We start from the raw sequence: 22,829 nt of genomic DNA on the forward strand, positions 1-22,829 counted from the left end.
AGCTAAAGAGGCACTGCAACGGCAATTGCATCGCACCCTACTACTTGAACAAATTACTCAAGAAATTCGTCAAAGTCTTGACACCACCAAAATCTTTAAGACGGCTGCTACCCAAATTGGACAAGCATTTGCAGCCGATCGCTGTCTAATCCACTCTTACATTAGTAACCCCACACCACAAATCCCTTTAGTAGCAGAATATAATACACTCCCTGGTTACTGCTCTGTATTGAAATTGGAAGTTCCTATGACTAACAATCCTCATGCCGAGCAGATGATCGCCCAAGAAAATGCGATCGCTTCTCCAAATGTCTACGTTGAGCCTTTACTGCAAATGGTTCAGCCTATCTGCCGAGAAATTGGGCTGAAGTCTATGCTGTCAATCCGCACTTCCTATCAAGGAGAACCCAATGGAGCGATCGGTTTACATCAATGCAGCTATTTTCGCCAATGGACACAAGACGAAATCGAATTACTAGAAGCGGTGGCGGCTCAACTAGGTATTGCTCTAGCACAAGCTCACTTACTGGAACAAGAAACACGCCAACGTGAAGAACTTACTTTGAAAAACTTTGCCTTGGAGCAGGCAAAACGTCAAGCAGAAGCTGCAAATCGGGCAAAAAGTGAGTTTTTGGCAATGATGAGCCATGAAATTCGGACTCCAATGAATGCTGTTATTGCCATGACAGGTCTATTGCTGGATACTGACCTTACACCTCAACAGCAAGACTTTCTGGAAATAGTTCACAGTAGCGGAGATACTTTACTTACCATCATTAACGATATTCTAGATTTCTCCAAAATTGAATCGGGCAAACTGGAATTAGAAGAACAGCCTTTTAATTTGAGAGCTTGTGTGGAGGAGGCTATTTCCTTTTTAGCTCCGAAAGCTGCCCAAAAGGATATCGAACTAGTTTATCTGATCCAGCCCCAAGTTCCCATTGAGATCGTCGGTGATTTGACTCGTCTGCGCCAAGTTTTGATGAATCTTCTCAATAATGCTATCAAGTTTACCGAAACTGGAGAAGTATTACTCTCTGTTGAACTGGGGAGCAGGGGAGCAGGGGAGGCAGGGGAGCAGGGGAGCAGGGGAGCAGGGGAGCAGGGGAGCAGGGGAGCAGGGGAGCAGGGGAGCAGGGGAGCAGGGGAGCAGGGGAGCAGGGGAGCAGGGGAGCACAGGAGAAGAAGTAGCAGTAAGTCTTTCCCCTCTGCTCCTCTGCCCCTCTGCCCCTCTGCCTCTTATGCCCAATCCCCGATACCTGTTGAAAAAGAACAACTTCTCTACGAAATTCAATTTGCAATCAAAGATACAGGTATTGGCATCGCACCAGAGAAAATAGAGCGATTATTTCAACCTTTCACTCAGGCTGATGTCTCCATGACTCGACGATACGGTGGCACAGGGCTAGGATTGGCGATTAGTAAGCGGCTCAGTAAGATGATGGGCGGCACTCTTTGGGTAGAAAGCCAGGGGTTTGTTGGTGGTAATTCTAGCCCTAGATGGGATAAGAGAAAATTATTATCATTTCCTGACTCTTCACCAGGTTCAACATTTTATTTCACCATTATTACCAAAGTGGCTGCTCAACCAGAACAAGCTGTAAGCACTTCAACCCTGCTTGCATCCAAGCGACTATTGATTGTGGATGATAATCTAACCAATCGCCAAATTCTTAGCTTGCAAGCTGAGTCTTGGAAGATGGAAACTTATGCTGCCAAATCTGGAAAAGAAGCTTTAGTTAAACTTGCTCAGGGAACGCAGTTTGATATAGCTATTTTAGATATGCAGATGCCAGAAATGGATGGCATAAACCTAGCTCGTCAAATCCGCAAGCAATCTGGTTGTCAAAATCTGCCTTTGGTAATTATGACCTCTTTAGCGAAAGTAGAAACTTCTTCTGACTTTAATGATGTCGAGTTTGCTGCTTCTTTGAGTAAACCCATCAAACACTCTCAACTCTACGATGTTATGACTCGTGTTTTGGGAAATCAGCCGATCCTCAACAGTATTTCTCATTTTCCTTTGGTAGATCGGCATTTGGGTCATCGACTGCCACTGCGAATTCTTTTGGCAGAGGACACGGTTGTTAATCAGAAAGTTGCTCTATTGATGCTACAGAAAATAGGTTATGGCGCAGAGGTCGTCAGTAATGGGCTAGAAGCGATCGCAGCTCTGCAAAAACAGCGATTTGACGTAGTGTTGATGGATGTTCAGATGCCCAAAATGGATGGTTTAGAAGCAACTCGGAGAATCTGTCAAGAATGGGGGATAGGTTTTCGTCCCCATATCATCGCCATAACTGCCAATGCCATGCGGGGCGATCGCCAACTTTGTCTTGCCGCTGGTATGGATGACTACATTAGCAAACCCATTCAACTACAAGAGTTAGCTCAGGCACTCAGCAAATGTCCACCCCAAAGAAATTTTGAATTCACTTCCATCGAACAACAAGGGGAAGTAATGCGCCCAGAATTGCAACCTTCGTTAAATATCTTACAGTCAGGGCAAAACCAGACATTAAAAAGTACCAAAATTGATGCCAAAATCCTCCAATCCTTGCAGCTTATGCTTAGAGGAGATCGTGTGGCATTTGCTGAACTAATTGAGTGTTATCTTACAGAGACAGCCAGACTAGTGCAACATATCAGCACAGCGATCGCAAGTCAGGATATCCAAACTATATGGAAGACAGCACACAAACTCAAGTCCAGCAGCGCTTCTATTGGAGCGATCGCCTTGGCACAAGTTTGCAAGGTGTTAGAAGTACAGGCACGCAGCAGTAACTTAGAAAACAATTTAGAATTACTTTCACTACTGTATCAGGAATATGAACAAGTTAAAACTGCCTTAGAAAAAGAACTCGCGAAGGAAGCACTATGAAAGCCACTGCTCAAGAAAGCCAATCTTTAGTTTTAATTGTTGATGATGAACCTTTTATTCGCTTGATACTGCGGCATTTCTTAGAGCGGGAAGGCTATCAAATAGTGGAAGCTCAAAATGGCATAGAGGCAATAAATCTTTTTAACCAACTGCACCCTGATATAGTACTCCTTGATGCCATAATGCCGGATATGGATGGATTCGAGTGTTGCACTCAGTTGGAACTTCTGGATTATAACAAGCATACTCCAGTTTTAATGATTACAGGACTTGAAGATCAAGAGTCAGTTGACCGTGCATTTGCAGTGGGAGCAATGGATTTTGTTACCAAACCGATTCACTGGCCAGTTTTGCGACAACGGGTAAAACGCTTGATTCAGCAATCTCAGTTACAGCAAAAACTAGAAGCCGTAAATCTGGAATTGCAGCGATTAGTTACTATCGATGGATTAACTCAAGTAGCCAATCGCCGACGGTTTGAAGAGTATTTTTCCCAAGAGTGGCAGCGTCTAAAACGCGAGCAACGTCCGCTTTCTCTGATTCTTTGCGATGTTGATTTTTTCAAATTATATAATGATACCTATGGTCATCGGGTAGGCGATCGCTGTCTTCAGAAAATTGCCCAAGCTATCAAAGACATTATTAAACGTCCCGGAGATTTAGTTGCCCGTTATGGTGGGGAAGAATTTGCTGTGATTTTACCAAACACAGACACCGAGGGGGCGACTCATGTTGCCGACCAAATTTGTCGTGCTGTCCAAACATTAGCAATTCCTCATCAAAATTCCCAAGTTAGTTCTCATGTAACTATTAGTGTTGGGTTTACAACAGAAATTCCTCAGCCAGATTCTGATTTAGAAGAAATGATTGCCGCAGCCGATCGAGCGTTATATCAAGCAAAGGCAACAGGACGCGATCGCTTTGTGCAAAATATTCTACTACCCGAAAGTACAAATTTACGCTAATGTGTCAACATTCAGTTATCTGCCCAATGCCCTTCAGGAGTGCTCAGTGCTGTTAGCGGAAGCGGGGCGTTTAGCCCGTGCTGAGTTGTGAATCTCACTCACTTATTTACTCGGAACTCGCAACTGTTTCGCCCAATGCCCCATTCCCCATTCCCCATTCCCCATTCCCCATTCCCCATTCCCCATTCCCTCATTCCCCATTTAAAAATCTACACCTCGTTTAAGTTCTACACCTTGATTAGCATAGTGTTTGTGGCAATAAACCTCTGAGTGGACGCTAGCCAAATCAAAGTACGCGGGTGGATTTTGGCAGCGGCCAGTGATAATAATTTCGGTGTCGCGGGGTTTGCGGAGTAAAGCTTGGACAATGGGTTCTACGGGGAGTAATTCTAAGTCAACGGTGGGATTGAGTTCATCGAGAATAATAGTTTTATACAATCCAGAGGCGATCGCAACTTTGGCAATTTCCCAACCTCGTTCGGCTTCTACATAATCTAATTCTTGCCGGGAATTTCGCCAGACGATCGCATCTCCACCGCAACGCTGATGATCTACCACTTCTGGATATGACTGCTGCAAAGCGGCGATCGCAGCGTCTTCTGTGTAGCCAGTACCACCTTTAAGCCACTGCATAATCAATACACGGGTAGACCCTGGATGGTTAATTCCTCTACCAATTGCCTGTAAGGCTTTGCCCAAAGCACTAGTAGATTTACCTTTACCAGCACCAGTATAAATTTCAATCCCTTCCAGGAAGAGGGCTTTGGCTGTTGGGTGGTGATGAGGTTTCATTTCTGAGTGCAAATCTGCAATATCAAGCAATTTTTGCGGTGCGGCGCGTCCGGTAGCGATGATTTCCAACTCTTGGGGTTTAGATTTTAATGTCTTTACGACTTCATCCACTGGTAGCAAACCCAAATCCAGAACTGGGTTAATTTCATCTAAGACGACAACTGAATATAAACCACTAGCGATCGCACCTTTGGCCACATCCCAACCCCGCATTGCTTCGTCTCGGTCAAAAGTGGTAATTTCTTCTGGGCCAAAAAATTCGGCTCTCCCGGTGCGAACTTGGTCAATTAAATGGGGAAACCCGCGTTGTAAAGCTGCGATCGCGCCATCTTCGTCATAATCACGTTCTGGCCCTTTTAAAAATCGCAGCAGTAAAACACGATTAGAATTGCTAGGCGTATTTATTCCCAAGCCAATGGAGCGCAAAACCACCCCCAAAGCCGCTTGAGATTTACCTTTACCCAGACCATCGTAGACGTGAATTTGACCAATAAGCCGTTCTTGACGCACTTGCGCCGTCCGAATTCCAATACCGTTCCTTGTCATCTCTGGAAAAGCTATAACTATGGCAGTCTTTAATCTTACCTAACCTCTTGTACTCTCAGGTAGAGAAACTGCCCCTCTAACGCCTCTGTACAAGGGTTAGTTCGATCTATTAACAATCTCAATAGAGGAATACTGGCACACTCGCATAGTAAAGGACAAGAACAATGGGATAATTTCCCCCATCACCCTTACTATCCCAGTTATACTCACTACAGTTAACCCTTACCCTTAAACATTTATGCTTGACAATTGGATGCTTCCCAGGGTTTTTCCCATTGGTGGATTTCTGTTTGACTTTTTATTTGTACTGATTGCTATCCCCATCGAAGCTTATGTTTTGCATTCTCGACTAAAATTTGACAAAAAAACCAGTACTTTTTATGCAATTTCTATCAATCTGTTTTCTAGCGTAATTGGTTGGTTCATATTTTTTGTATCAGAACCAATGTTACCAATACAGGTGAAATCAGAATTAATTAACTATGTATTTTTTAATAATTTCAAATCGACGAACACACAACCTTTTATTATTTTAACTGCTTGTATAATTTTTTTTACTACGTTTTTGATGAAATTTTTCATTTTAAGGGTCTTGTTATTCTCATTAAATGAATCATTTGTGACAAAGGAAGAAGAACCTAAAACATCTCAGCGCTTGCAACGGCGTCGTTTTATCACTCTGAATTTCCAAAATACTAATTTGGTTACTACTGTACTAATAGCAAATTCTCTAAGCTATACTGCAATAACTATTATTTTATTATTTCGTTCAAAATAGCAATAAACTACTTGTTTATTTCAGAGGAAAAATATTGATTAATCAGGTGTACGGAGGAATATGAATACGCTACTAAAAGATTTCTTTGGGGCTTTTAAATTTGTTGAAGGGCTTTATGCAGGAATTAGAAAAATATTAGTTCCACCCAAAGCTTATTCTTGGCAGACATTTATTTATTTGAGTATTTTTTCTTGGGTACTTTCATATTGTGCTACAGGTTATATCAAAGATATAATTGCCTTTTTCGGTTGGTTATTTTTAATTGCCGGCACAGCTTGGTATACAACTGAAGATCCTTTGAGGGTTCCTGGTACTTTTATGCCAGTCGGGGCAGTAATCACTGGATTCTTAGTGAGTGTTTTTGCATTTGGAGATCAACGAGATGTAATTACACCCAGAACAATCGTTTTTTGGCCGACAATTTCAGCACTAATTACGGCAATACCAGAGTTTATTGAAGGAAATGATACTGATGCAAAAGCTCGCATTCCTAAACCACAAGATCGCCAAAGAATCATAATTTTGGTTGCTAGTAGTATGCTGCTAAGTTGCTGGATTCAGTTTCACTTTGTGACGGATAATTGGTTACGACAATATCCCAGTTTGCAGGCAGATACTTTTAAACATAGTACCTTTGTTCCTAGAACAGAAGAATTAGTAAAAATTCCCCGAAACGGCGTTGTCATTCTCCAGAGACTTCAACCAATAGTAGTAGATCAAATAGCCCAAAGACCTTGGTCAGAAGTAGAAAAATGGTTGCTAGATGCGAAACAGCGGGTAGGAAATCTGGGTAGGGAAATCATTAAAAAGAACCTGAGTAAATATGAAGAAAAGGAACTATGGCGCGTTGAGCCGCGTGTAGCTAATACAAAGTCTGGATATATATTAGATTTATTAAGTATTTGGATAGGCCCAAGTTCTAACCCACGGGGCTATTACTTAAAAAAATCTTGTCGCATTGAACCAGTTGCAACAGCTACTAATTCCGAGAATAAGATTACAGTTGCAGAAATCGAATGCGATCGCGCCAGTAAATTAATTTCTGGTTCACCGCCTCCGCAGCAGTGACGAGTGGGGTAGCGGAGTAGGGGGCAGGGGGCAGGGGGCAGGGGGCTTTCTGGGGCAGGTTTTTTTGATTAGACAAATTTTTGGGATTTTAAAACCAAAACCATTGTCTGAGAACTTAAAACTACGTTCAATAATTGAGAACATTCTCAACTATTTATCGAAAGCCTAAAAGCCTGCCCTTGAAAGGGGGCAGGGGGCAGGGAGAATAACTAATGACGAATGACAAATGACGAATGACAAATGACAAATGACTATTAACAGAATTTTTGTATTGGCAAAGAATGTGTTTCAGGAAGTGGTACGCGATCGCATTCTATATATTATTGGTTTTTATGCGCTAGTACTCGCTACTGCCTTCCGCGTCCTTCCTGAATTTGCAGCTACAGCTGAAGATAAAATGTTTTTAGACTTTGGGATGACGGCGATGAATGCCATCGGGTTAATTATTACGATATTTATTGGTACGGGACTAATTAATAAAGAAATTGAAAAACGTACTATTTTAGTATTAATTGCTAAACCCGTTAGTCGCAGCGAAATTATCGTTGGCAAATACTTGGGTTTATCCGCAGTCCTAGCTGTGCTTGTCGCCACGATGACAGTAATTTATCTGCTATTTCTGCAAATTGGTAATATTCCTCATCCTACAGGAAGCATTCTAATTGCTGCAATTTTCTTATTTTTGCAGTTGTCATTAATTACTGCTGTGGCTATTACCTTTGGTGTTTTTACTGCTTCTCTGCTAGCGACTATTTTAACCTTTGCGGTATATTTAATCGGAAATATTACTCAAGATTTAGTACAACTTGGTCGTCTGAGCCGTAACCCTGGTATGGAACGTCTAACTCAAGCTTTGTTCCTTTTCTTGCCAGATTTATCTCGATTAGATTTGAAAAATGATGCCGTTTATGGTCTGCAAGCACTACCTGACACTACTGCACTGATTATGAATGCTAGTTATGGCTTACTTTATAGTGCCATGTTGTTAGCGATCGCTATTGCGATCTTTTCACAACGTGAATTTTAGACATTGGGCATTGGGCATTTGTCATTGGGCATTGGTCATTTGTCATTTGTCATTGGTTATTAATTCGTAAAGATTCAGGTCTAATATTTAGAAAGTAGAGATGGGGGAGACAGATAATTATTAGAATCAGCCAGTAGTGCTTGTACAAAAAAATCAATAATAGACTTGCCTTAACGACGACAAGTCTGCACCACCGTCAATAAATCGCTAACCTTCCAAATCGAAGACCTCCCTACAGGACAACTAGCCGAAGCTCAAATCACCAAATTCGACTCCTTTGGTCGCCCTAACGGCGGCACAATCCTCATCGACGACGACGCCAACGGTATCGGATGGTTCATCGACCCCACCCCCCCCTAGACAACAGCGAATTCACCCAAACCCTCACCGACACAGCCTTCTGCGCCACTACAGGCGATGCATTCGGCAAATACGACCTGCTCACCAGCATCCTGCACGAAATAGGACACCTAGCAGGCATCATCAACGGCTACAGCTAATTTGACCGCCACATCCAAACCGTCAACGGCTCCAAATTCTTCCGAGGCGACAACTTCACCGCCACCCTTACCCCCGATGGTAGTAGTTTTGTAGGTTGGGTGCAGCGATAGCGTAACCCAACATAAATCAGGTAGTAATGTTGGGTTGCGTTTCATTCCACCCAACCTACATAAATACAGCACTTTGTGTAACGGTTTGGTACAGTAGTTGAGAAGATAAAAGTAAAAAATCAGATGAAACCCTACTCAGTAGACCTGCGGGAGAAAATGATTAGTGTTTACGAAGCGGGAAATACATCTATTCGCAAAGTAGCAGAAAGATTCAAGGTAAATAAAAATACAGTACAAGACCTCGTGAACCGAAAACGAGAAAAAGGGACACTAGAGCCAAGTGTAGCAACTGGAGGAAAACCGAGCCAACTATCTGGTTATTCTCAACAGATAGAGGAAATGGTAGCAGAACATCTTTTCTCACTGCTGCTACTGTACCAGTTAGTCGCGCAAAGTGCTGTATATCTTTTAATATTTTTTAAAAAACTCTAGGTTTCAACATAGATGAGGTTTATCTGAGGTTGCTCAATTGTGCCATCAGGCATGATAGTATCTCGCAACTTCGCATAAATCAAATTTGTCTTCCAAAGGTTTGCCTTATTCAAGTTTGCTTTAGTTAAATTTGCCCATGTCAAATCTGCACTAGTTAAGTTAGCCTCAGTCAAATTAGCTTCGAGTAATTTTGCTCCACATAGCTTTGCTCGTGTGAGATTTGCAAAACTTAAGTTAGCTTCAATCAGGGATGCTTCAATTAATTGGGCTTCACTTAAGTCTGCTTCTCTCAAATCTACATCACATAAAGAAGCACCCCAAAGATTACTACCTATGAATTTAACTCGCCATAAGAATGTTCCGCACAAATTTGCTCGTGTTAAATCAGCATTAGTCAAATTGGCTTCACATAAAGATGCTTCATACAAATTGGCTTCACGTAAGCTAGCTTGCATCAAATTTGCGCCACTTAAATTAGCACGAGTTAGAACACAGCCAGACAAATTTGCATCACGCAAATCTGCTCCGATAAAGTTAATACCATTTAAATTAATTCCTTTCAGGTCGATTCCCCTCAAATCACATCCACTGAAATCTCGGCGCTGAAAATGTTTATTTGTGATTTGACTTAAAATAAATTCCTGTTGTTGAGCATAATTGTTCATGGTATTCACCTCTGGGTGTAATTGATCTCAAAGGTTGAGTGTGCTAGTTATCGCAATACTTCTCGGTTAGGCATTTTTAATTCGGAATCGGGTTTTGGCAAAAGGTTACTGGGTTTGGGTTAAAGGTTTTTTCTTTCCCCTTAACCGAGAAGTATTGGTAGTTACCGTATATTGAGAGTACACCGCAAACGGAGATTAGCTCAGTAAATAATCAAAAATAAATTAAAAGAAAATCGGCAATCACTTGAAAATGCGTTTTTTCAGTGGTTTCTAAAACAAAAAATGCTGACATAAGTCAGGAAATATTGATACGGTCGCAGTCATTTGTACTAATGGCAAATGACAGATGACTTCGATTTTCTCACGGCTTTTATGAAAAGCCTTGGGATAAGTTACAACTATTTTCAGGTAAATAGACCACGCGGTAGGGGCGCAAGGTCTTGCGCTCCTCCAACAGATGTGGTTCAAATACATGAAAACTGCTGTAAGATTCAAAACTTTTATTATTACTGAGTACTTACCCTCACTCAGGATTGATAGCGAAGGCATAACTCAACTTAGTTATGGCGTATCTTTTTGTTGCTTTCACTACTGTGCTTTTTGATTTACTTGTAACCAAATTTCTAAACTAGCAAGCAACCACAGCTTTACTCCATACCGGCTCCAAGTATCTCCTTGATAGTTTAACCAATTACGAATTGGCAACTGGTTTAAGTAAGGAGTAATACATGCATTTCGATTGAGCAATAAATCTCTGGCTTCTTGCTGCCAATATTTCCGAAATCCTAACTGCACTGGTACCATCATGCCACTTTTGGGACGATGAATAATTGTGTCTGGTAAGATATCTGCGATCGCCAAAGATGTACCGTAGGTAATTGCTTGCTTTAAAACTGCTTTTTCTTCTACTCCAGAAAGCTTATACTCTGGAGGTATCTCCATGCTTAACTCTACTATTCGTTGGTCGAACAGAGGAGAACGACCTTGCAAAAGAGCAGCTTGAGTCAAGTTACTAACTTTGGTCAGAATTTGGTCAGCGCCTTTAAATTTGATATTCATTGCCATCAAACGATTCAAATAGCTAGCTTGGGAATATAAATCTTCTGTAAAAACCCAAGGCGCTGTTTGTACTGCTGTCCAAACTTCTGGTTTTAAAAGTTGCGGTAAGTCAACAGCACACTTTTGAAAGGAAATTAAATAAGCATACAATGCATCTTGATTGGTGACGGAGCCATATAAACTATTAATTAGCATGGGCTGATTTTTTGGCCCGCCAAAACAGGGGTCGCCACCTTCACCATTTAAAACTACTTCTACACTTTCTCTCGCCAGTCGTCCTAGCAAAAAGTTGGGAACAGTCAGTGGGGTCGCCAATAGGATCGTCTAAATAAGCCATTGTTTCCGGCAAACGCGACCACATATCCTGAAAAGTAATTTCTAAAATGTGGTGCTGCGTCTGACAATGGGATGCAACGAGACTGGAAAATTCTAATTCATTGGGACATTCCGAACCAAAATGAATCGAGAAGGTGTGGACTGGTGCTTTGTGGAATTTTGCTACTAAAGCTGTGATACTACTAGAGTCCAAACCACCAGAAAGAAAAACGCCAACGGGTTCATTTGCTGGTGGTAAATATTCTTGAACAACTTGCTCTAGAAGTTCTCGCAAGCGATCGCCATGCCATGCTAAAGGTCGATCGCTTGCGATAATCTGTTCTTGAAGTTGCCAATAAGCTGTAACTTTGTGGTCGGGAAATTCTAAAACGGTTCCAGGTCGTAGTTCCCGCACCTGTTCCCAAAGGGTTCGTTCGCCGGGAATAAAAGCACAACAAAGATAATCTCGCAACGCCACCAAATCTAAATCGGATGAACGATGGGGTGATAAAGTTCTCAGTTGAGGCGCAATCCAACGAACTGAACCACTGGTAGTATAATAGAGAGTACGAACACCGATGCGATCGCGAATCAATCTCAACACCTGTTTGTCTCTATCCCAAACCACCAACGCAAACATCCCTACAAGTTGGCTGAGACTTTCATTACCCCATTGTTCCCAAAGATTGGCCACCAGTTGCAGAGAACTTGCTTGAAAGCTATCCGGTTCAATTCCCAACTTTTGCAGCAACTGCACTCGGTTAGTTAACCAAACATCACCAATCACAACAAATCTTCCTCTAGAACTGATTGCTAATTTCTCTGCCGGAAATTCCGAAGTTGTGTGTGGTAAAATTACAGAAATTTTTTCATCTCGCCAAGCTATATCTTCATAATTTGGATTAATGTTTCCCCATGCTACGCGCCAGGTTGGATTAGTTTTGATGAATTCGATTTTAGGAGATTTACGATTTTTAAACGCATCAAATAGCATGGGAAATTTTTAACGCATAATCCAACATTTTGAAACGCAGATTCCAACTGAACCACCTGCCACCTGCCTCTTGCCTACTTATAAAGATCCAGCAATCATCCCAGCAAGTAAAATAAAACCAATCCACACGTTTTGCTGAAACATCTTACCATAAGCAGAATTAGGTAAGTTTCCCTTTCTTAATCGCAGAGACTGCCAAACCCATCCGATAGTAGCAATTGCAAGGCTAATCCAGAAGGCTAAGTGTAGATGTATAACTACGCCTAACCAAGACAATAACAAAATTGTGCCAGCAAAGAAAATTCCAATGGCTAGAGGGGCATAATTACCAAAAAATAGGGCGCTAGAATTAACACCAATGCGGTGATCGTCTTCTTTATCGCTCATGGCGTAAACTGTATCAAATCCCAATGTCCACAGTACTGTCGCGCCCCAAAGTAACCAAGTTGGTTGAGAAAGATTTTGCGTGACTGCACTCCAGCTAATCAAGACCCCAAAACCCCAAGCGATGGAAAGCACCAGTTGCGGTACGGGAAACACCCGCTTTGCACCTGGATAAAGCAAAATTACAGGCACTGCTGCCACGCATAACCAGAAACTCAGGGGGTTAAGATAAAAGGCCAAGACTGCTGCACACGCTAAAGAGACGATCGCAACTACAATTCCAACTTTCACAGATAAGGCGCGAGAAGCAAGGGGGCGATCGCGTGTTCTCTCCACTTCTGGATCGATATCCCGATCCCACAAATCGTTGACAACACACCCAACCGCACTCGTGGCCAGAGTACCCAATATAATCACACCAACCAGAGGTAAAGGCGGTTTTCCTGAAGCTGCCAAAAACACAGCCCAAAGGGCAGGAATCATTAAAATTAACCGCCCTTCTGGTTTATGCCAGCGTAAAAGCCGGATAATTACAAGCCAAATTGGTGACTGGGGGCGTTCTGGCGTCGTTAGCATAGGATTGAGGGGGCAGGGGGCATGGGGCAGGAGGCAGGAGGCAGGAGGCAGGAGGCAGGGGGCAGGGGAGCAGGGGGAGATGAGGGGGACAAGGGGGACAAGGGGGACAAGGGAGAATTATTGAACCAGTTTCTTCCTTGTCTCCCCCTTCTTCCTTGTCTTCCTTGTCTTTTCCCAATGCCCCATTCCCTATTCCCTATGCCTTATTTTTTAATTCACACTTCTTTACATCTATAGAATAACGTTATTTGTTATTTGTAAAAACATAACTGAAAGTGGCAACTTTAAATATCTTTAAATAGTCACTGAGGTTATAAGTAGTAGGGTAAATATACATAGCTAGTATGGGTTAAACCCTAGCTATCTACTAACAGCACTCAGCCTGAGCAAGTGTGTTGTCATAAATATCAGTGCTAGCTACCCCGACATATCACCGTTTGCGATCATTTCTTATAAAGAGAGAAAACTAGATGCTGAATTTAGTTTCTAGCTGGGAGAGTAGTCCTACTCAACCATCTAAGCAACATCGGATTATTGCTGCCATTGACCTGGGAACAAATTCTCTACACATGGTAGTAGTCAAGATTGACCCTACACTACCAGCTTTCAGCATTATTGCTAAAGAAAAGGAAACCGTAAGGCTTGGCGATCGCAATCTTACCACTGGAGAACTCAAACCAGAGATAATTGAAAAGGCGATCGCTGCTTTAAGACGCTTTCAAGAAGTTGCCAAAACTATCAACGCTGAAACAATCATCGCTGTGGCAACTAGTGCTGTGCGAGAAGCGCCCAACGGTAAAGATTTTTTGCACACAATAGAAACGGAGTTGGGTTTAAGCGTTAACTTGATTTCTGGTCAAGAAGAAGCGCGGCGAATTTATCTTGGTGTGCTGTCGGGGATGGAATTTAACAACCAGCCCCACACCATTATTGATATTGGCGGTGGTTCCACAGAATTAATTTTAGGCGATAGTCAGCAAGCCCGGATTCTCACCAGTACCAAAGTTGGTGCAGTGCGACTCACTAGCGAGTTAATCACTACTGATCCCATCAGCACCACTGAGTTTCAATATCTGCAAGCTTATGCACGCGGGATGTTGGAACGTTCTGTAGAAGAAATTTTAGCAAACCTAGAGTCTGGGGAATCTCCGCGTTTGGTGGGTACGGCGGGTACAATTGAAACCCTGGCGATGATTCATGCACGGGAAAAGTCGGGTGTCATTCCTTCCACTCTCAATGGCTACCAATTTAGTTTGAAAGACTTGCAAGAGTTGGTAAATCGCCTGCGGAAACTGAGTAATTCCGAAAGGGCTGAAATTCCTGGTATGCCAGAGAAGCGCCCTGAAGTTATCCTCGCTGGCGCAGTCATATTACAAGAAGCAATGACCCTTTTGGGTAGTGAATCGGTAACAGTTTGTGAGCGTTCTCTGAGGGAAGGCGTAATCGTAGACTGGATGCTAACCCACGGTTTAATTGAAGATAAACTACGCTACCAAAGTTCAATTCGGGAACGGAATGTCCTCAAACTCGCAGATAAATACCATATCAATTTAGAATACAGCGATCGCGTGGCAAAATTTGCCGAGAGTTTATTTGACCAAACTCAAGGTACTCTACATCATTGGGGAACTGATGAACGACAAATGCTTTGGGCAGCCGCCATATTACACAATTGCGGTCATTATATCAGCCATTCGTCTCACCACAAGCACTCTTACTATTTAATTCGCAATGGAGAATTACTCGGTTATACAGAAACCGAAATTGAAATTATTGCTAATTTAGCGCGTTATCATCGCAAATCGCCGCCTAAGAAAAAACATGAAAACTACCAGAGTTTGCTGACTAAACAACAGCGACAAATTGTTAGTCAATTAAGTGCCATTTTAAGATTGGCAGTAGCATTAGATAGACGACAAATTGGTGCAGTCGCTCAAGTGCAATGTAAGTATTATCCACAACTTAAGCAGGTCAATCTGCTAATTTTTCCAACTCAATCAGATGATAATTGTGATTTAGAACTTTGGAGCTTAAATTATAAAAAAGGAGTGTTTGAGGAAGAATTTGGAGTGAGATTAGTAGCGAGTTTAGAAAAGTCTAGTATTCCTAACTTCTCTTAGAAATTCGGGTGCGTTCACACAGTGTAACGCACCTGCATATAGCTTATATTTATATTTGCGATCGATAATCGGCTTGAGAAGTTAGTCTCAATATAAAAGCTTAAGGGAAAAATCAAAAAAATTATTTAATGAATTTTTAAGAAGTTATTATTAACAAGTAATATTCTCATATACAACAAAAATCTTAATTAAATTTGCAAAGTGGATCGAGCTAAAAAATATATATCATTTTGACATCTAACTTAAGGACGAATTTATAACTGTCCCAAGGAAACATTTAAAAACAGACATTAGTAATTAGAATAGAATTAACAATCTATTAAATGTAGGTTATGTTGCTAGTGGATATCTAAGCCGGGAAACTTAGATATCCTTATATAAAATCTCACTAGTTTAATAAGTAAGGGACTTCCAAAGAAAAAAACATTCAATTTTTCTTGTGGGGCGGGCGGACGAGACGCCCACCCAATGGTTAAGGCGGACAAGATGTCCACCCCACAAGATTGAATAATTTATTTCTTGGTAATCCCTAATCAAGCAGACATAATATTGAGGGCTGCAAAAGAAACTTGCGCAGAAGCTTAAAAAGGGGAAGGAAGACAAAGCCTAGCAAGAAGTAGGGGCGTAAGGACTTGCGCCCCTACGACTGTTGTTTGCGCTCTGAAGTTATTACGAAAATACTACGCACTGCGATCGCCTAATGCGCTTTTGGAGGGTTAACAACCTGATTTGGTATAAGTATTAACTGTATCCATATCTAAAGCTAAACGACCTGAAAGCTATTAGGAGGTATTTATTAAGTGATTACACTGCACTATGTTACATTTTTAGTGCTTTTTATCATGATTGGATAGATAATAGAACTAAGTATGAGCAAAAATAGAGAACTCACATTTAAGGAGCTTTAATGACTAAATGTATTACCAGTGCTGTAAATTCGCTAGTAGCAAACTTCTCGCGACGAAATGCACTTTTGTGGCTTGGAGGTAGTGGAATAACAACCGCCTTGATGGTGGGAACACAAAAGGAAGTGAGCGCTAAAGACAACAAAGAGTTGAAATTGGTGAACCCACCAACATTATATAATCCAACCCAAAATGGCTATAGCCATATAGCTGTGACACCATCAAGGGCGAGAACTGTCTATATTTCTGGTCAATTTGGTTCCGATTTGCAAGGGAATCTTGTCTCCAATGAATTTGAAAAGCAGTTAATACAGGCTTTTAAAAACCTCCGTTATGCCTTAGCAGCGGTTGGGGCACAACCACAAGATGTCGCAAAAACTACTGTTCTGATAGTGGATCACAACCAAAATAAATTGATCCCGTTAGGACGTGAAATTATAAATTTATGGGGGAATCAACCACCAGCAAACACTCTTATTCCCGTTCCTAGACTTGCACTTGACGGTATGTTGTTTGAAATTGATGCTTATGCGGTAATTCCAGATAACCGTAGTTGAAGACTGGTTTCAAAATTCTATCAATCACAGTCGGCGGAATAACAAACTTCCGCTACTGTCAATCAATAATAGGCTCTCCTATTTGAGTAAGTAATTGCCTTTAGTCAGACTACGAAACCTAACTAAAAATCCCAGCAAGTACTATAGGAATCCGGTTTGATTTCTGAAAAGATACGTAGTGGCGCGGCAAGGCTAAAATGTTGCAATAAATTTTTTTGTGGTGTGGGCCGAAAAGCCCGCACCGGACGGGCGAGACGCCCATCCCACAAGACTTTGTTAATGCACAATTTTTTTGCTTGCCACGCCACTACAATACCTAATTTTGTTCAAAAATCAAATAGTAGTCCTATAGTAGTTTGCTCTTGTTAACTTGGTTCTTTAAAGTTTAAAGGGAAAAGGTGAAAGTTTTTAACCTTTTCCCTTTAAACTTTCCCTAGCCCTTACAAGCATATTTTTGAGTTAAAAAATTCCTACTTTACCTTTGTAGATTCTTAATTTACTATTGAGAACGTTGACGCTTTGTGCCAGATATTCTATCTCTGCATTGAATGCTTTAAAGCTAAGGCAGCGTGTAATGTACACTAAAATTTAAAGCTTATCTTCATAAATGGTCTGAAAAGTAAAGCCATAGTAATCTTTATTAATTAACATTAAACTGCCGTTATGAATTTGGGAATAATCAACTTATAAATTACTCGGATTTAACAGTATGTTTAGCACTCATGTTAATATTTCTGGATACCAAATCATTGAAGAAATCTACAATGGTTCGAGAACTATAGTTTATCGAGGGTATCGAGAAAGTGACTCATTACCTGTAGCGATCAAACTACTGAAAAATCCATATCCCTCCTTCAACGAACTAGTGCAGTTTCGCAATCAGTACACCATTGCCAAAAATCTCAACTCATCTTTAATCGTCCAAACCTATAGCCTGGAAGTGTATCAAAATACCTATGCATTGGTGATGGAAGATTTTGGTGGCATTTCTCTAAAAAATTATTTTCCTCGCGATCAAACACGAGACATTAGGTTTTTACAAGAGTTTTTACAAATAGCGATCGCACTCTGTAATACCTTAGAGATACTCTATAGTCAGCGCATCATTCATAAAGATATCAAACCGAGCAATATTTTAATTAATCCTGATTCCAAAGAAGTTAAATTAATCGACTTTAGTATTGCCTCTCTATTACCAAGAGAAACGCATACGCTAATCAGTCCTAATGTGTTAGAAGGAACACTAGCTTATATTTCTCCAGAACAAACAGGGAGAATGAATCGGGGAATTGACTATCGGACTGATTTTTATTCACTTGGTGTAACTTTTTACGAATTACTCACAGGTGAGTTACCTTTTCAATCAAACGATCCAATGGAGTTGGTGCATTCACATATTGCTAAGGTAGCCTCATCAATAGATGTAATTAACTTACAAATTCCGGCGGTAATTTCGGATGTCGTTAGCAAATTAATGTCAAAAAATTCTGAAGACCGCTATCAGAGTGTATTAGGATTAAAGTATGATTTAGAAAATTGTTTAGCTCAACTGAAAACAACAGGTAAAATTGAAAGTTTCCCAATTGCTCAAAGGGATGTGTGCGATAGATTTATTATCCCTGATAAACTCTATGGACGAGAAGCAGAAGTAGAAACTCTGTTAGAAGCATTTGAAAATGTCAGCCTGGGAGCAACAGAAATAATCCTGGTAGCTGGGTTTTCAGGGATTGGTAAAACTGCGGTTGTTAACGAAGTTCATAAACCTATTGTTCGCCAACACGGTTATTTTATCAAAGGCAAATTTGACCAATTTAATCGGAATATTCCTTTTTCTGCATTTGTCCAAGCTTTCCGTAACTTCATGGAGCAATTACTAGCAGAAAGTGATGTCCAAATACAAAAATGGCAAAATCAAATTATTCAAGCATTAGGTGAAGACGGACAGGTAATTATTGAAGTCATTCCCGAATTAGAAAAAATTATTGGTAAACAACCACCTGCGCCAGAATTATCAGGTAACGCAGCACAAAACCGATTTAATTTATTATTTCAGAAATTTCTCCAAGTATTTACAACTAAAGAACATCCCTTAGTCATATTCTTAGATGACTTGCAGTGGGTAGATTCAGCTTCATTGAAACTGATGCAATTATTAATGAATGAAGCTAATCAGGGATATTTATTGTTAATTGGTGCGTATAGAGACAATGAAGTATTTCCAGCCCATCCGTTGATGGTAATGTTGGATGAAATTCGCAAAACAGGCGTAAAGGTGAATAATATTACCCTGAAACCACTCAACCAATTACAATTGAATCAACTTGTAGCCGATACATTAAATTGTGCAGAAAATGTGGCATTATCTCTTTCACAGTTGATTTACCGTAAAGCTCAAGGGAACCCATTTTTTGCAACTCAAATTCTGAAATCATTACATCAAGATCGACTCATTCAATTTAATTATGTAGAGGGATGTTGGCAATGCGACATTTCTCAAATAAATCAGCAAACTCTAGCAGACAATGTTGTTGATTTTATGGTTTTCCAATTACGCAGATTACCAGAATCAACTCAACAACAATTGAAGCTAGCCGCTTGTATTGGTAATCAGTTCGATTTAAAAACATTAGCGATTGTTTCTAAACAATCGGAGGTAGAAACCGCAGATTGCTTGTGGAAGGCTTTGCAAGAAGGGTTGATTTTGCCACAAAGTGAGGTTTATAAGTTTTTTGTAGGTTCCGAAAATCAAGCAGCTACTCAAGAACAGTCTGAGATGGTTGTATATAAATTTTTACACGATCGCGTCCAGCAAGCTGCCTATTCACTCATTCCAGAAGCGCAAAAACAATCAACACACTTGCAAATTGGGCAATTGTTGTTGCAGAATACACCTAAAGAGCAGCAAGAGTCAGGAATTTTTGCGATCGTTAACCAATTCAATTACGGACTGGAATTATTAGAGAAAGCTGACGAACGAGAACATTTATCCCGGTTAAATCTGATAGCGGGTTGTAAAGCCAAAAACTCGACAGCTTATGCAACAGCAGTTGAGTATTTAAAAGTGGCAATGCTTCTATTACCGATAAATGCTTGGCAAAGCAGCTACGATTTGTCCCTTGCTGTTTACGAATCTGCGGCTGAGGCTGAATATCTGAATACAAACTTTGAGTCATCAAAATCATTAGTAGAAATTATCCTCAAAAATGCTAAATCTCCATTAGAAAAAGTTCGTACCTATGAGATTCAAATCCAATCTTATACAGCGCAAAATAAATTCATTGAAGCAATAGCCACAGGTAGAGAAGCACTGCAATTACTAGATTTGACGTTACCTGAAGATGGTAGCACTCAAATTATTTTTGAGGAATATGACCAATTAAAACAAATGTTGGTTCATCAATCGATTGCAGCATTGGCAGATATGCCAGAAATCATTGATCCCCAAAAATTAGTTGCACTCCGCATATTATCAGGTTTATTTGCTCCAGTTTATATAGCCAAACCGATGTTATTGCCGCTCAAAATTTTTACAATGATCGAAATTTGTATTAAGTACGGCAACTCACCACAGGCAGCTGTCGCTTATAGTCTCTATGGATTATTTTTGTGCAGTATTGGTGCAATTGAAGATGGGTATCAGTTTGGTAAACTGGCAGTACAACTTTTAGAAAAATTTCAAACTAAAGAACTTAAAAGTAGGGTTTATTTAACATTTAGTTTGTTTATTAAACATTGGAAAGATTCAATTAAATCCACATTGAATCTCTTTTTAGAGGGATTGCAGAGTGGATTAGAAACCGGAAATTTAGAATATGTAGGCTATTGTGCCAATTGCTATTGTCAATTTCTCTTTTGGAGTGGAGAAAACCTAGAAAATGCTGTGCTGGAGGCTGATAAATATTGCGATCTCATGCAGCAAATCAAACAAGAGGTGTCTCTGGTTTGGGGAAATATCTGGCGGCAGACGGTGCTAAATTTACAAGGAGAAGCGGCTAATCCCTGTTGTTTAATTGGTAAGCATTTTCACGAAGTTAAAATGTTACCGACTTTAATTGAAACAAACAATATCAATGGTATTTGTTATGTCTATCTAGCAAAAACGCTCCTAGCTTATCTTTTTGGTGAGTATGAATCTGCTTGGGAATATTCCCAAAAATTTGAGCAGTATGAGCAGGGAGCAGCAGGTTTATTAATTGTTCCCTTGCGGAATTTCTATCAATCTTTGAGTTTGCTAGCTCTTTGTTCTCAGGTAAATGAAGCACAGCAACAGCTTTATCTTCAGAAAGTAGCCGAAAATCAGTCAAAAATGCAAGAATGGGCGGCTCATGCGCCAGTCAATTATCAGCATAAGTACAATTTAATTTTAGCTGAACAAGCTCGTGTAACTGGCGATCGCTTACAAGCCGCAGATTATTATGAAATAGCGATCCAAGAAGCGATCGCTAATGAGTATGTTCAGGAAGCCGCGATCGCTAACGAACTTGCTGCCAAATTTTACCTAGAATGGGGTAAAGAAAAAGCCGCAGAAGGATATCTGCAACAAGCATATTACAGTTATGCCCGTTGGGGAGCAAAAGCCAAAACTGATGACTTGGAAAAACGCTATCCCAAATTACTCAAACCCGTTTTGCAACAGCAAGAATTCAACTTAAATCCCTTAGAAACCATAGCCAGCATTGCTCGTACATCTAGTTACACTACTAGCAGTACTAATATTTCTGATGCTCTAGATTTAACCTGCATTCTCAAAGCAGCTCAAACTATCTCCAGTTGTATCGAATTAGACGCACTTATTAGCAGTCTCACTCGCATTATCTTAGAAAATTCTGGTGCGAAAACATCTGTATTAATTCTTCCTCAAAAAGATACTTGGCAAGTGCGGGCAATTACTTTTATCGATGAACAGTTAAATTCCCAGACTGATGTCAAAACCATTCTAGATTCACAACTAATAGATGCTTGCCAATATATTCCCCGAAAGCTAATAAATTACGTTAAAAATACTCAAGAAACCGTCATCATAGACAATTGTGAAACGAGTATTCCTGGTGTAATTGGAGAATATATGCTCCTACATCAACCTCAAAGCGTATTATGTACGCCCATTATTAACCAAGGTAATTTGGTAGGGATTCTCTACCTAGAAAATCAATTGAATCAAGGAGTATTTACTAGTAACCGTTTACAGGTGATTAACCTACTTTCCTCTCAAGCAGCAATTGCTTTAGAAAATGCTCGGCTATATCAGCAAGCTGGGCAAGCTTTAGAAGATTTACAACAAGCTCAACTACAAATCGTCCAAAGTGAAAAGATGTCTGCGTTGGGCAACTTAGTTGCTGGCGTCGCTCATGAAATGAACAATCCTCTTGGTTTTATTTCTGCCAGTCTCCAACAAGCTAAACCAACATTTATTGATGTAATCGAACACTTGAAACTATATGAACAAAAGTTTCCTACTCCCGGAGATGAAATTTTTACCCATGCTGAAGAAATCGATTTGGAATATAGCTTAGAAGATTTGCTCAAAATAATTGATTCGATGACAATAGCGTGTGATAGGCTCAAGAATATTAGCACCAGTCTGCGTACTTTTTCTCGTGCTGATAGAGATTACAAAGTACCGTTTAACATTCATGAAGGCATTGATAGTACGATTTTAATTCTCAAACATCGTCTGAAAGCTAACGAAGAACGTCCAGCTATTGAAGTAATGAATGAGTACGGAAATTTACCCAAAATTGAATGCTTTCCTGGGCAATTAAACCAAGTATTTATGAATATCTTAGCGAATGCTATTGATGCCTTAGATGAATCAAATATAGGTAAGAGTTTTGAAAAGATTCAAGCCAATCCCAATCGGATTAAAATTACCACCTCTTTAAAAAATAAACAAGTCGAGGTGAGTATTGCTGATAATGCTCAAGGCATGAGTGAATCAGTCAAACAAAAGATATTTGACCACTTATTTACTACGAAAGGTGTAGGTAAAGGAACAGGATTAGGATTAGCGATCGCTCAGTCTATTGTTGTAGAAAAACATGGTGGTTCACTGGTTGTGAATTCTACCCTGGGCGTTGGAACAGAATTTGTAATTACCTTACCGATTCTGGCTCAGACTCAAAATTAATACCAATTAAAAAAAAGAATGCGACAA

At 40.4% G+C, this 22,829-nt stretch carries 15 protein-coding genes and 1 pseudogene; 9 read left to right on the top strand and 7 right to left on the bottom strand.

Features of this window, described 5'->3' with window-relative positions; all coding sequences use genetic code 11:
• Positions 1-25 precede the first annotated feature (25 nt).
• Together NSTCB13_RS27355 and NSTCB13_RS27360 are read left to right on the top strand one after the other, a co-directional pair.
• Positions 26-2,881: pseudogene (locus NSTCB13_RS27355) on the top strand (response regulator); the annotation flags it as partial.
• Complete coding sequence (locus NSTCB13_RS27360; protein WP_445627197.1) at positions 2,878-3,846, top strand: diguanylate cyclase domain-containing protein; 969 nt, start codon at positions 2,878-2,880, stop codon at positions 3,844-3,846. The pseudogene NSTCB13_RS27355 and the gene NSTCB13_RS27360, both read left to right, overlap by 4 nt.
• A 201-nt stretch (positions 3,847-4,047) precedes the next feature.
• On the opposite strand, the gene NSTCB13_RS27365 is transcribed toward NSTCB13_RS27360, so the two are convergent.
• Positions 4,048-5,184, bottom strand: coding sequence for a cob(I)yrinic acid a,c-diamide adenosyltransferase (locus NSTCB13_RS27365; RefSeq protein WP_094351432.1), 1,137 nt, complete (start codon positions 5,182-5,184; stop codon positions 4,048-4,050).
• A 238-nt stretch (positions 5,185-5,422) separates the two neighbouring features.
• On the opposite strand from NSTCB13_RS27365, the gene fraC reads away from it, so the two are divergent.
• The 3 genes from fraC to NSTCB13_RS27380 all read left to right on the top strand — a co-directional run bounded on the left by fraC (position 5,423) and on the right by NSTCB13_RS27380 (position 8,057).
• Positions 5,423-5,962, top strand: a complete 540-nt coding sequence (fraC, locus tag NSTCB13_RS27370) for a filament integrity protein FraC (protein ID WP_445627196.1) — start codon at positions 5,423-5,425, stop codon at positions 5,960-5,962.
• A gap of 60 nt (positions 5,963-6,022) precedes the next feature.
• On the top strand, positions 6,023-7,030 hold the full coding sequence (gene fraD / locus NSTCB13_RS27375; protein WP_448274487.1) for a septal junction protein FraD: 1,008 nt from the start codon (positions 6,023-6,025) through the stop codon (positions 7,028-7,030).
• A 247-nt stretch (positions 7,031-7,277) separates the two neighbouring features.
• Positions 7,278-8,057, top strand: coding sequence for an ABC transporter permease (locus NSTCB13_RS27380; protein WP_448274488.1), 780 nt, complete (start codon positions 7,278-7,280; stop codon positions 8,055-8,057).
• 470 nt (positions 8,058-8,527) lie between these two features.
• Here NSTCB13_RS27380 and NSTCB13_RS27385 read toward each other — a convergent pair whose 3' ends face one another.
• On the bottom strand, positions 8,528-8,713 hold the full coding sequence (locus tag NSTCB13_RS27385) for a hypothetical protein (protein ID WP_445627193.1): 186 nt from the start codon (positions 8,711-8,713) through the stop codon (positions 8,528-8,530).
• 78 nt (positions 8,714-8,791) lie between these two features.
• Between NSTCB13_RS27385 and NSTCB13_RS27390 the strand changes: the two genes are divergently transcribed.
• On the top strand, positions 8,792-9,100 hold the full coding sequence (locus NSTCB13_RS27390) for an IS630 transposase-related protein (RefSeq protein WP_445627192.1): 309 nt from the start codon (positions 8,792-8,794) through the stop codon (positions 9,098-9,100).
• On the opposite strand, the gene NSTCB13_RS27395 is transcribed toward NSTCB13_RS27390, so the two are convergent.
• The 4 genes from NSTCB13_RS27395 to NSTCB13_RS27410 all read right to left on the bottom strand — a co-directional run bounded on the left by NSTCB13_RS27395 (position 9,097) and on the right by NSTCB13_RS27410 (position 13,093).
• Positions 9,097-9,765, bottom strand: a complete 669-nt coding sequence (locus tag NSTCB13_RS27395) for a pentapeptide repeat-containing protein (RefSeq protein ID WP_445627191.1) — start codon at positions 9,763-9,765, stop codon at positions 9,097-9,099. The two genes, NSTCB13_RS27390 and NSTCB13_RS27395, sit on opposite strands and share 4 nt — an antisense overlap.
• A 588-nt stretch (positions 9,766-10,353) precedes the next feature.
• Positions 10,354-11,139 (bottom strand): asparagine synthase-related protein, encoded by a 786-nt coding sequence (locus NSTCB13_RS27400; protein WP_448274489.1) that lies wholly within the window; start codon positions 11,137-11,139, stop codon positions 10,354-10,356.
• Positions 11,060-12,133, bottom strand: coding sequence for an asparagine synthetase B family protein (locus NSTCB13_RS27405; RefSeq protein ID WP_448274490.1), 1,074 nt, complete (start codon positions 12,131-12,133; stop codon positions 11,060-11,062). Before NSTCB13_RS27405 ends, NSTCB13_RS27400 begins: the two co-directional genes overlap by 80 nt.
• Positions 12,134-12,211: 78 nt before the next feature.
• The gene (locus tag NSTCB13_RS27410) at positions 12,212-13,093 is read right to left on the bottom strand and encodes a 4-hydroxybenzoate solanesyltransferase (RefSeq protein ID WP_448274491.1); all 882 of its coding nucleotides are present in this window, start codon (positions 13,091-13,093) and stop codon (positions 12,212-12,214) included.
• 470 nt (positions 13,094-13,563) lie between these two features.
• Between NSTCB13_RS27410 and NSTCB13_RS27415 the strand changes: the two genes are divergently transcribed.
• Together NSTCB13_RS27415 and NSTCB13_RS27420 are read left to right on the top strand one after the other, a co-directional pair.
• Positions 13,564-15,213 carry a Ppx/GppA phosphatase family protein gene (locus NSTCB13_RS27415; protein WP_448274492.1) on the top strand — a complete coding sequence of 550 codons (1,650 nt, stop codon included), beginning with the start codon at positions 13,564-13,566 and terminating at the stop codon, positions 15,211-15,213.
• Between the two features lie 907 nt (positions 15,214-16,120).
• Positions 16,121-16,675, top strand: coding sequence for a RidA family protein (locus tag NSTCB13_RS27420; RefSeq protein ID WP_448274493.1), 555 nt, complete (start codon positions 16,121-16,123; stop codon positions 16,673-16,675).
• Between the two features lie 122 nt (positions 16,676-16,797).
• Here NSTCB13_RS27420 and NSTCB13_RS27425 read toward each other — a convergent pair whose 3' ends face one another.
• On the bottom strand, positions 16,798-16,983 hold the full coding sequence (locus tag NSTCB13_RS27425) for a hypothetical protein (protein ID WP_448265940.1): 186 nt from the start codon (positions 16,981-16,983) through the stop codon (positions 16,798-16,800).
• Between the two features lie 401 nt (positions 16,984-17,384).
• On the opposite strand from NSTCB13_RS27425, the gene NSTCB13_RS27430 reads away from it, so the two are divergent.
• A complete protein-coding gene (locus NSTCB13_RS27430) occupies positions 17,385-22,802 on the top strand; it encodes a trifunctional serine/threonine-protein kinase/ATP-binding protein/sensor histidine kinase (RefSeq protein ID WP_448274494.1) in 5,418 nt (1,805 codons plus the stop codon).
• The last annotated feature ends 27 nt before the right edge of the window (positions 22,803-22,829 follow it).

This window comes from Nostoc sp. DSM 114160 (genome assembly GCF_053470305.1).

What these genes read in the sequence shown, in the direction of transcription:
- NSTCB13_RS27360 (WP_445627197.1), top strand. Translation starts at nt 2,878, where the DNA reads ATGAAAGCCACTGCTCAAGAAAGCCAATCTTTAGTTTTAATTGTTGAT.
- NSTCB13_RS27365 (WP_094351432.1), bottom strand. Translation starts at nt 5,184, where the DNA reads ATGACAAGGAACGGTATTGGAATTCGGACGGCGCAAGTGCGTCAAGAA.
- fraC (WP_445627196.1), top strand. Translation starts at nt 5,423, where the DNA reads ATGCTTGACAATTGGATGCTTCCCAGGGTTTTTCCCATTGGTGGATTT.
- fraD (WP_448274487.1), top strand. Translation starts at nt 6,023, where the DNA reads ATGAATACGCTACTAAAAGATTTCTTTGGGGCTTTTAAATTTGTTGAA.
- NSTCB13_RS27380 (WP_448274488.1), top strand. Translation starts at nt 7,278, where the DNA reads ATGACTATTAACAGAATTTTTGTATTGGCAAAGAATGTGTTTCAGGAA.
- NSTCB13_RS27385 (WP_445627193.1), bottom strand. Translation starts at nt 8,713, where the DNA reads ATGAAACGCAACCCAACATTACTACCTGATTTATGTTGGGTTACGCTA.
- NSTCB13_RS27390 (WP_445627192.1), top strand. Translation starts at nt 8,792, where the DNA reads ATGAAACCCTACTCAGTAGACCTGCGGGAGAAAATGATTAGTGTTTAC.
- NSTCB13_RS27395 (WP_445627191.1), bottom strand. Translation starts at nt 9,765, where the DNA reads ATGAACAATTATGCTCAACAACAGGAATTTATTTTAAGTCAAATCACA.
- NSTCB13_RS27405 (WP_448274490.1), bottom strand. Translation starts at nt 12,133, where the DNA reads ATGCTATTTGATGCGTTTAAAAATCGTAAATCTCCTAAAATCGAATTC.
- NSTCB13_RS27410 (WP_448274491.1), bottom strand. Translation starts at nt 13,093, where the DNA reads ATGCTAACGACGCCAGAACGCCCCCAGTCACCAATTTGGCTTGTAATT.
- NSTCB13_RS27415 (WP_448274492.1), top strand. Translation starts at nt 13,564, where the DNA reads ATGCTGAATTTAGTTTCTAGCTGGGAGAGTAGTCCTACTCAACCATCT.
- NSTCB13_RS27420 (WP_448274493.1), top strand. Translation starts at nt 16,121, where the DNA reads ATGACTAAATGTATTACCAGTGCTGTAAATTCGCTAGTAGCAAACTTC.
- NSTCB13_RS27430 (WP_448274494.1), top strand. Translation starts at nt 17,385, where the DNA reads ATGTTTAGCACTCATGTTAATATTTCTGGATACCAAATCATTGAAGAA.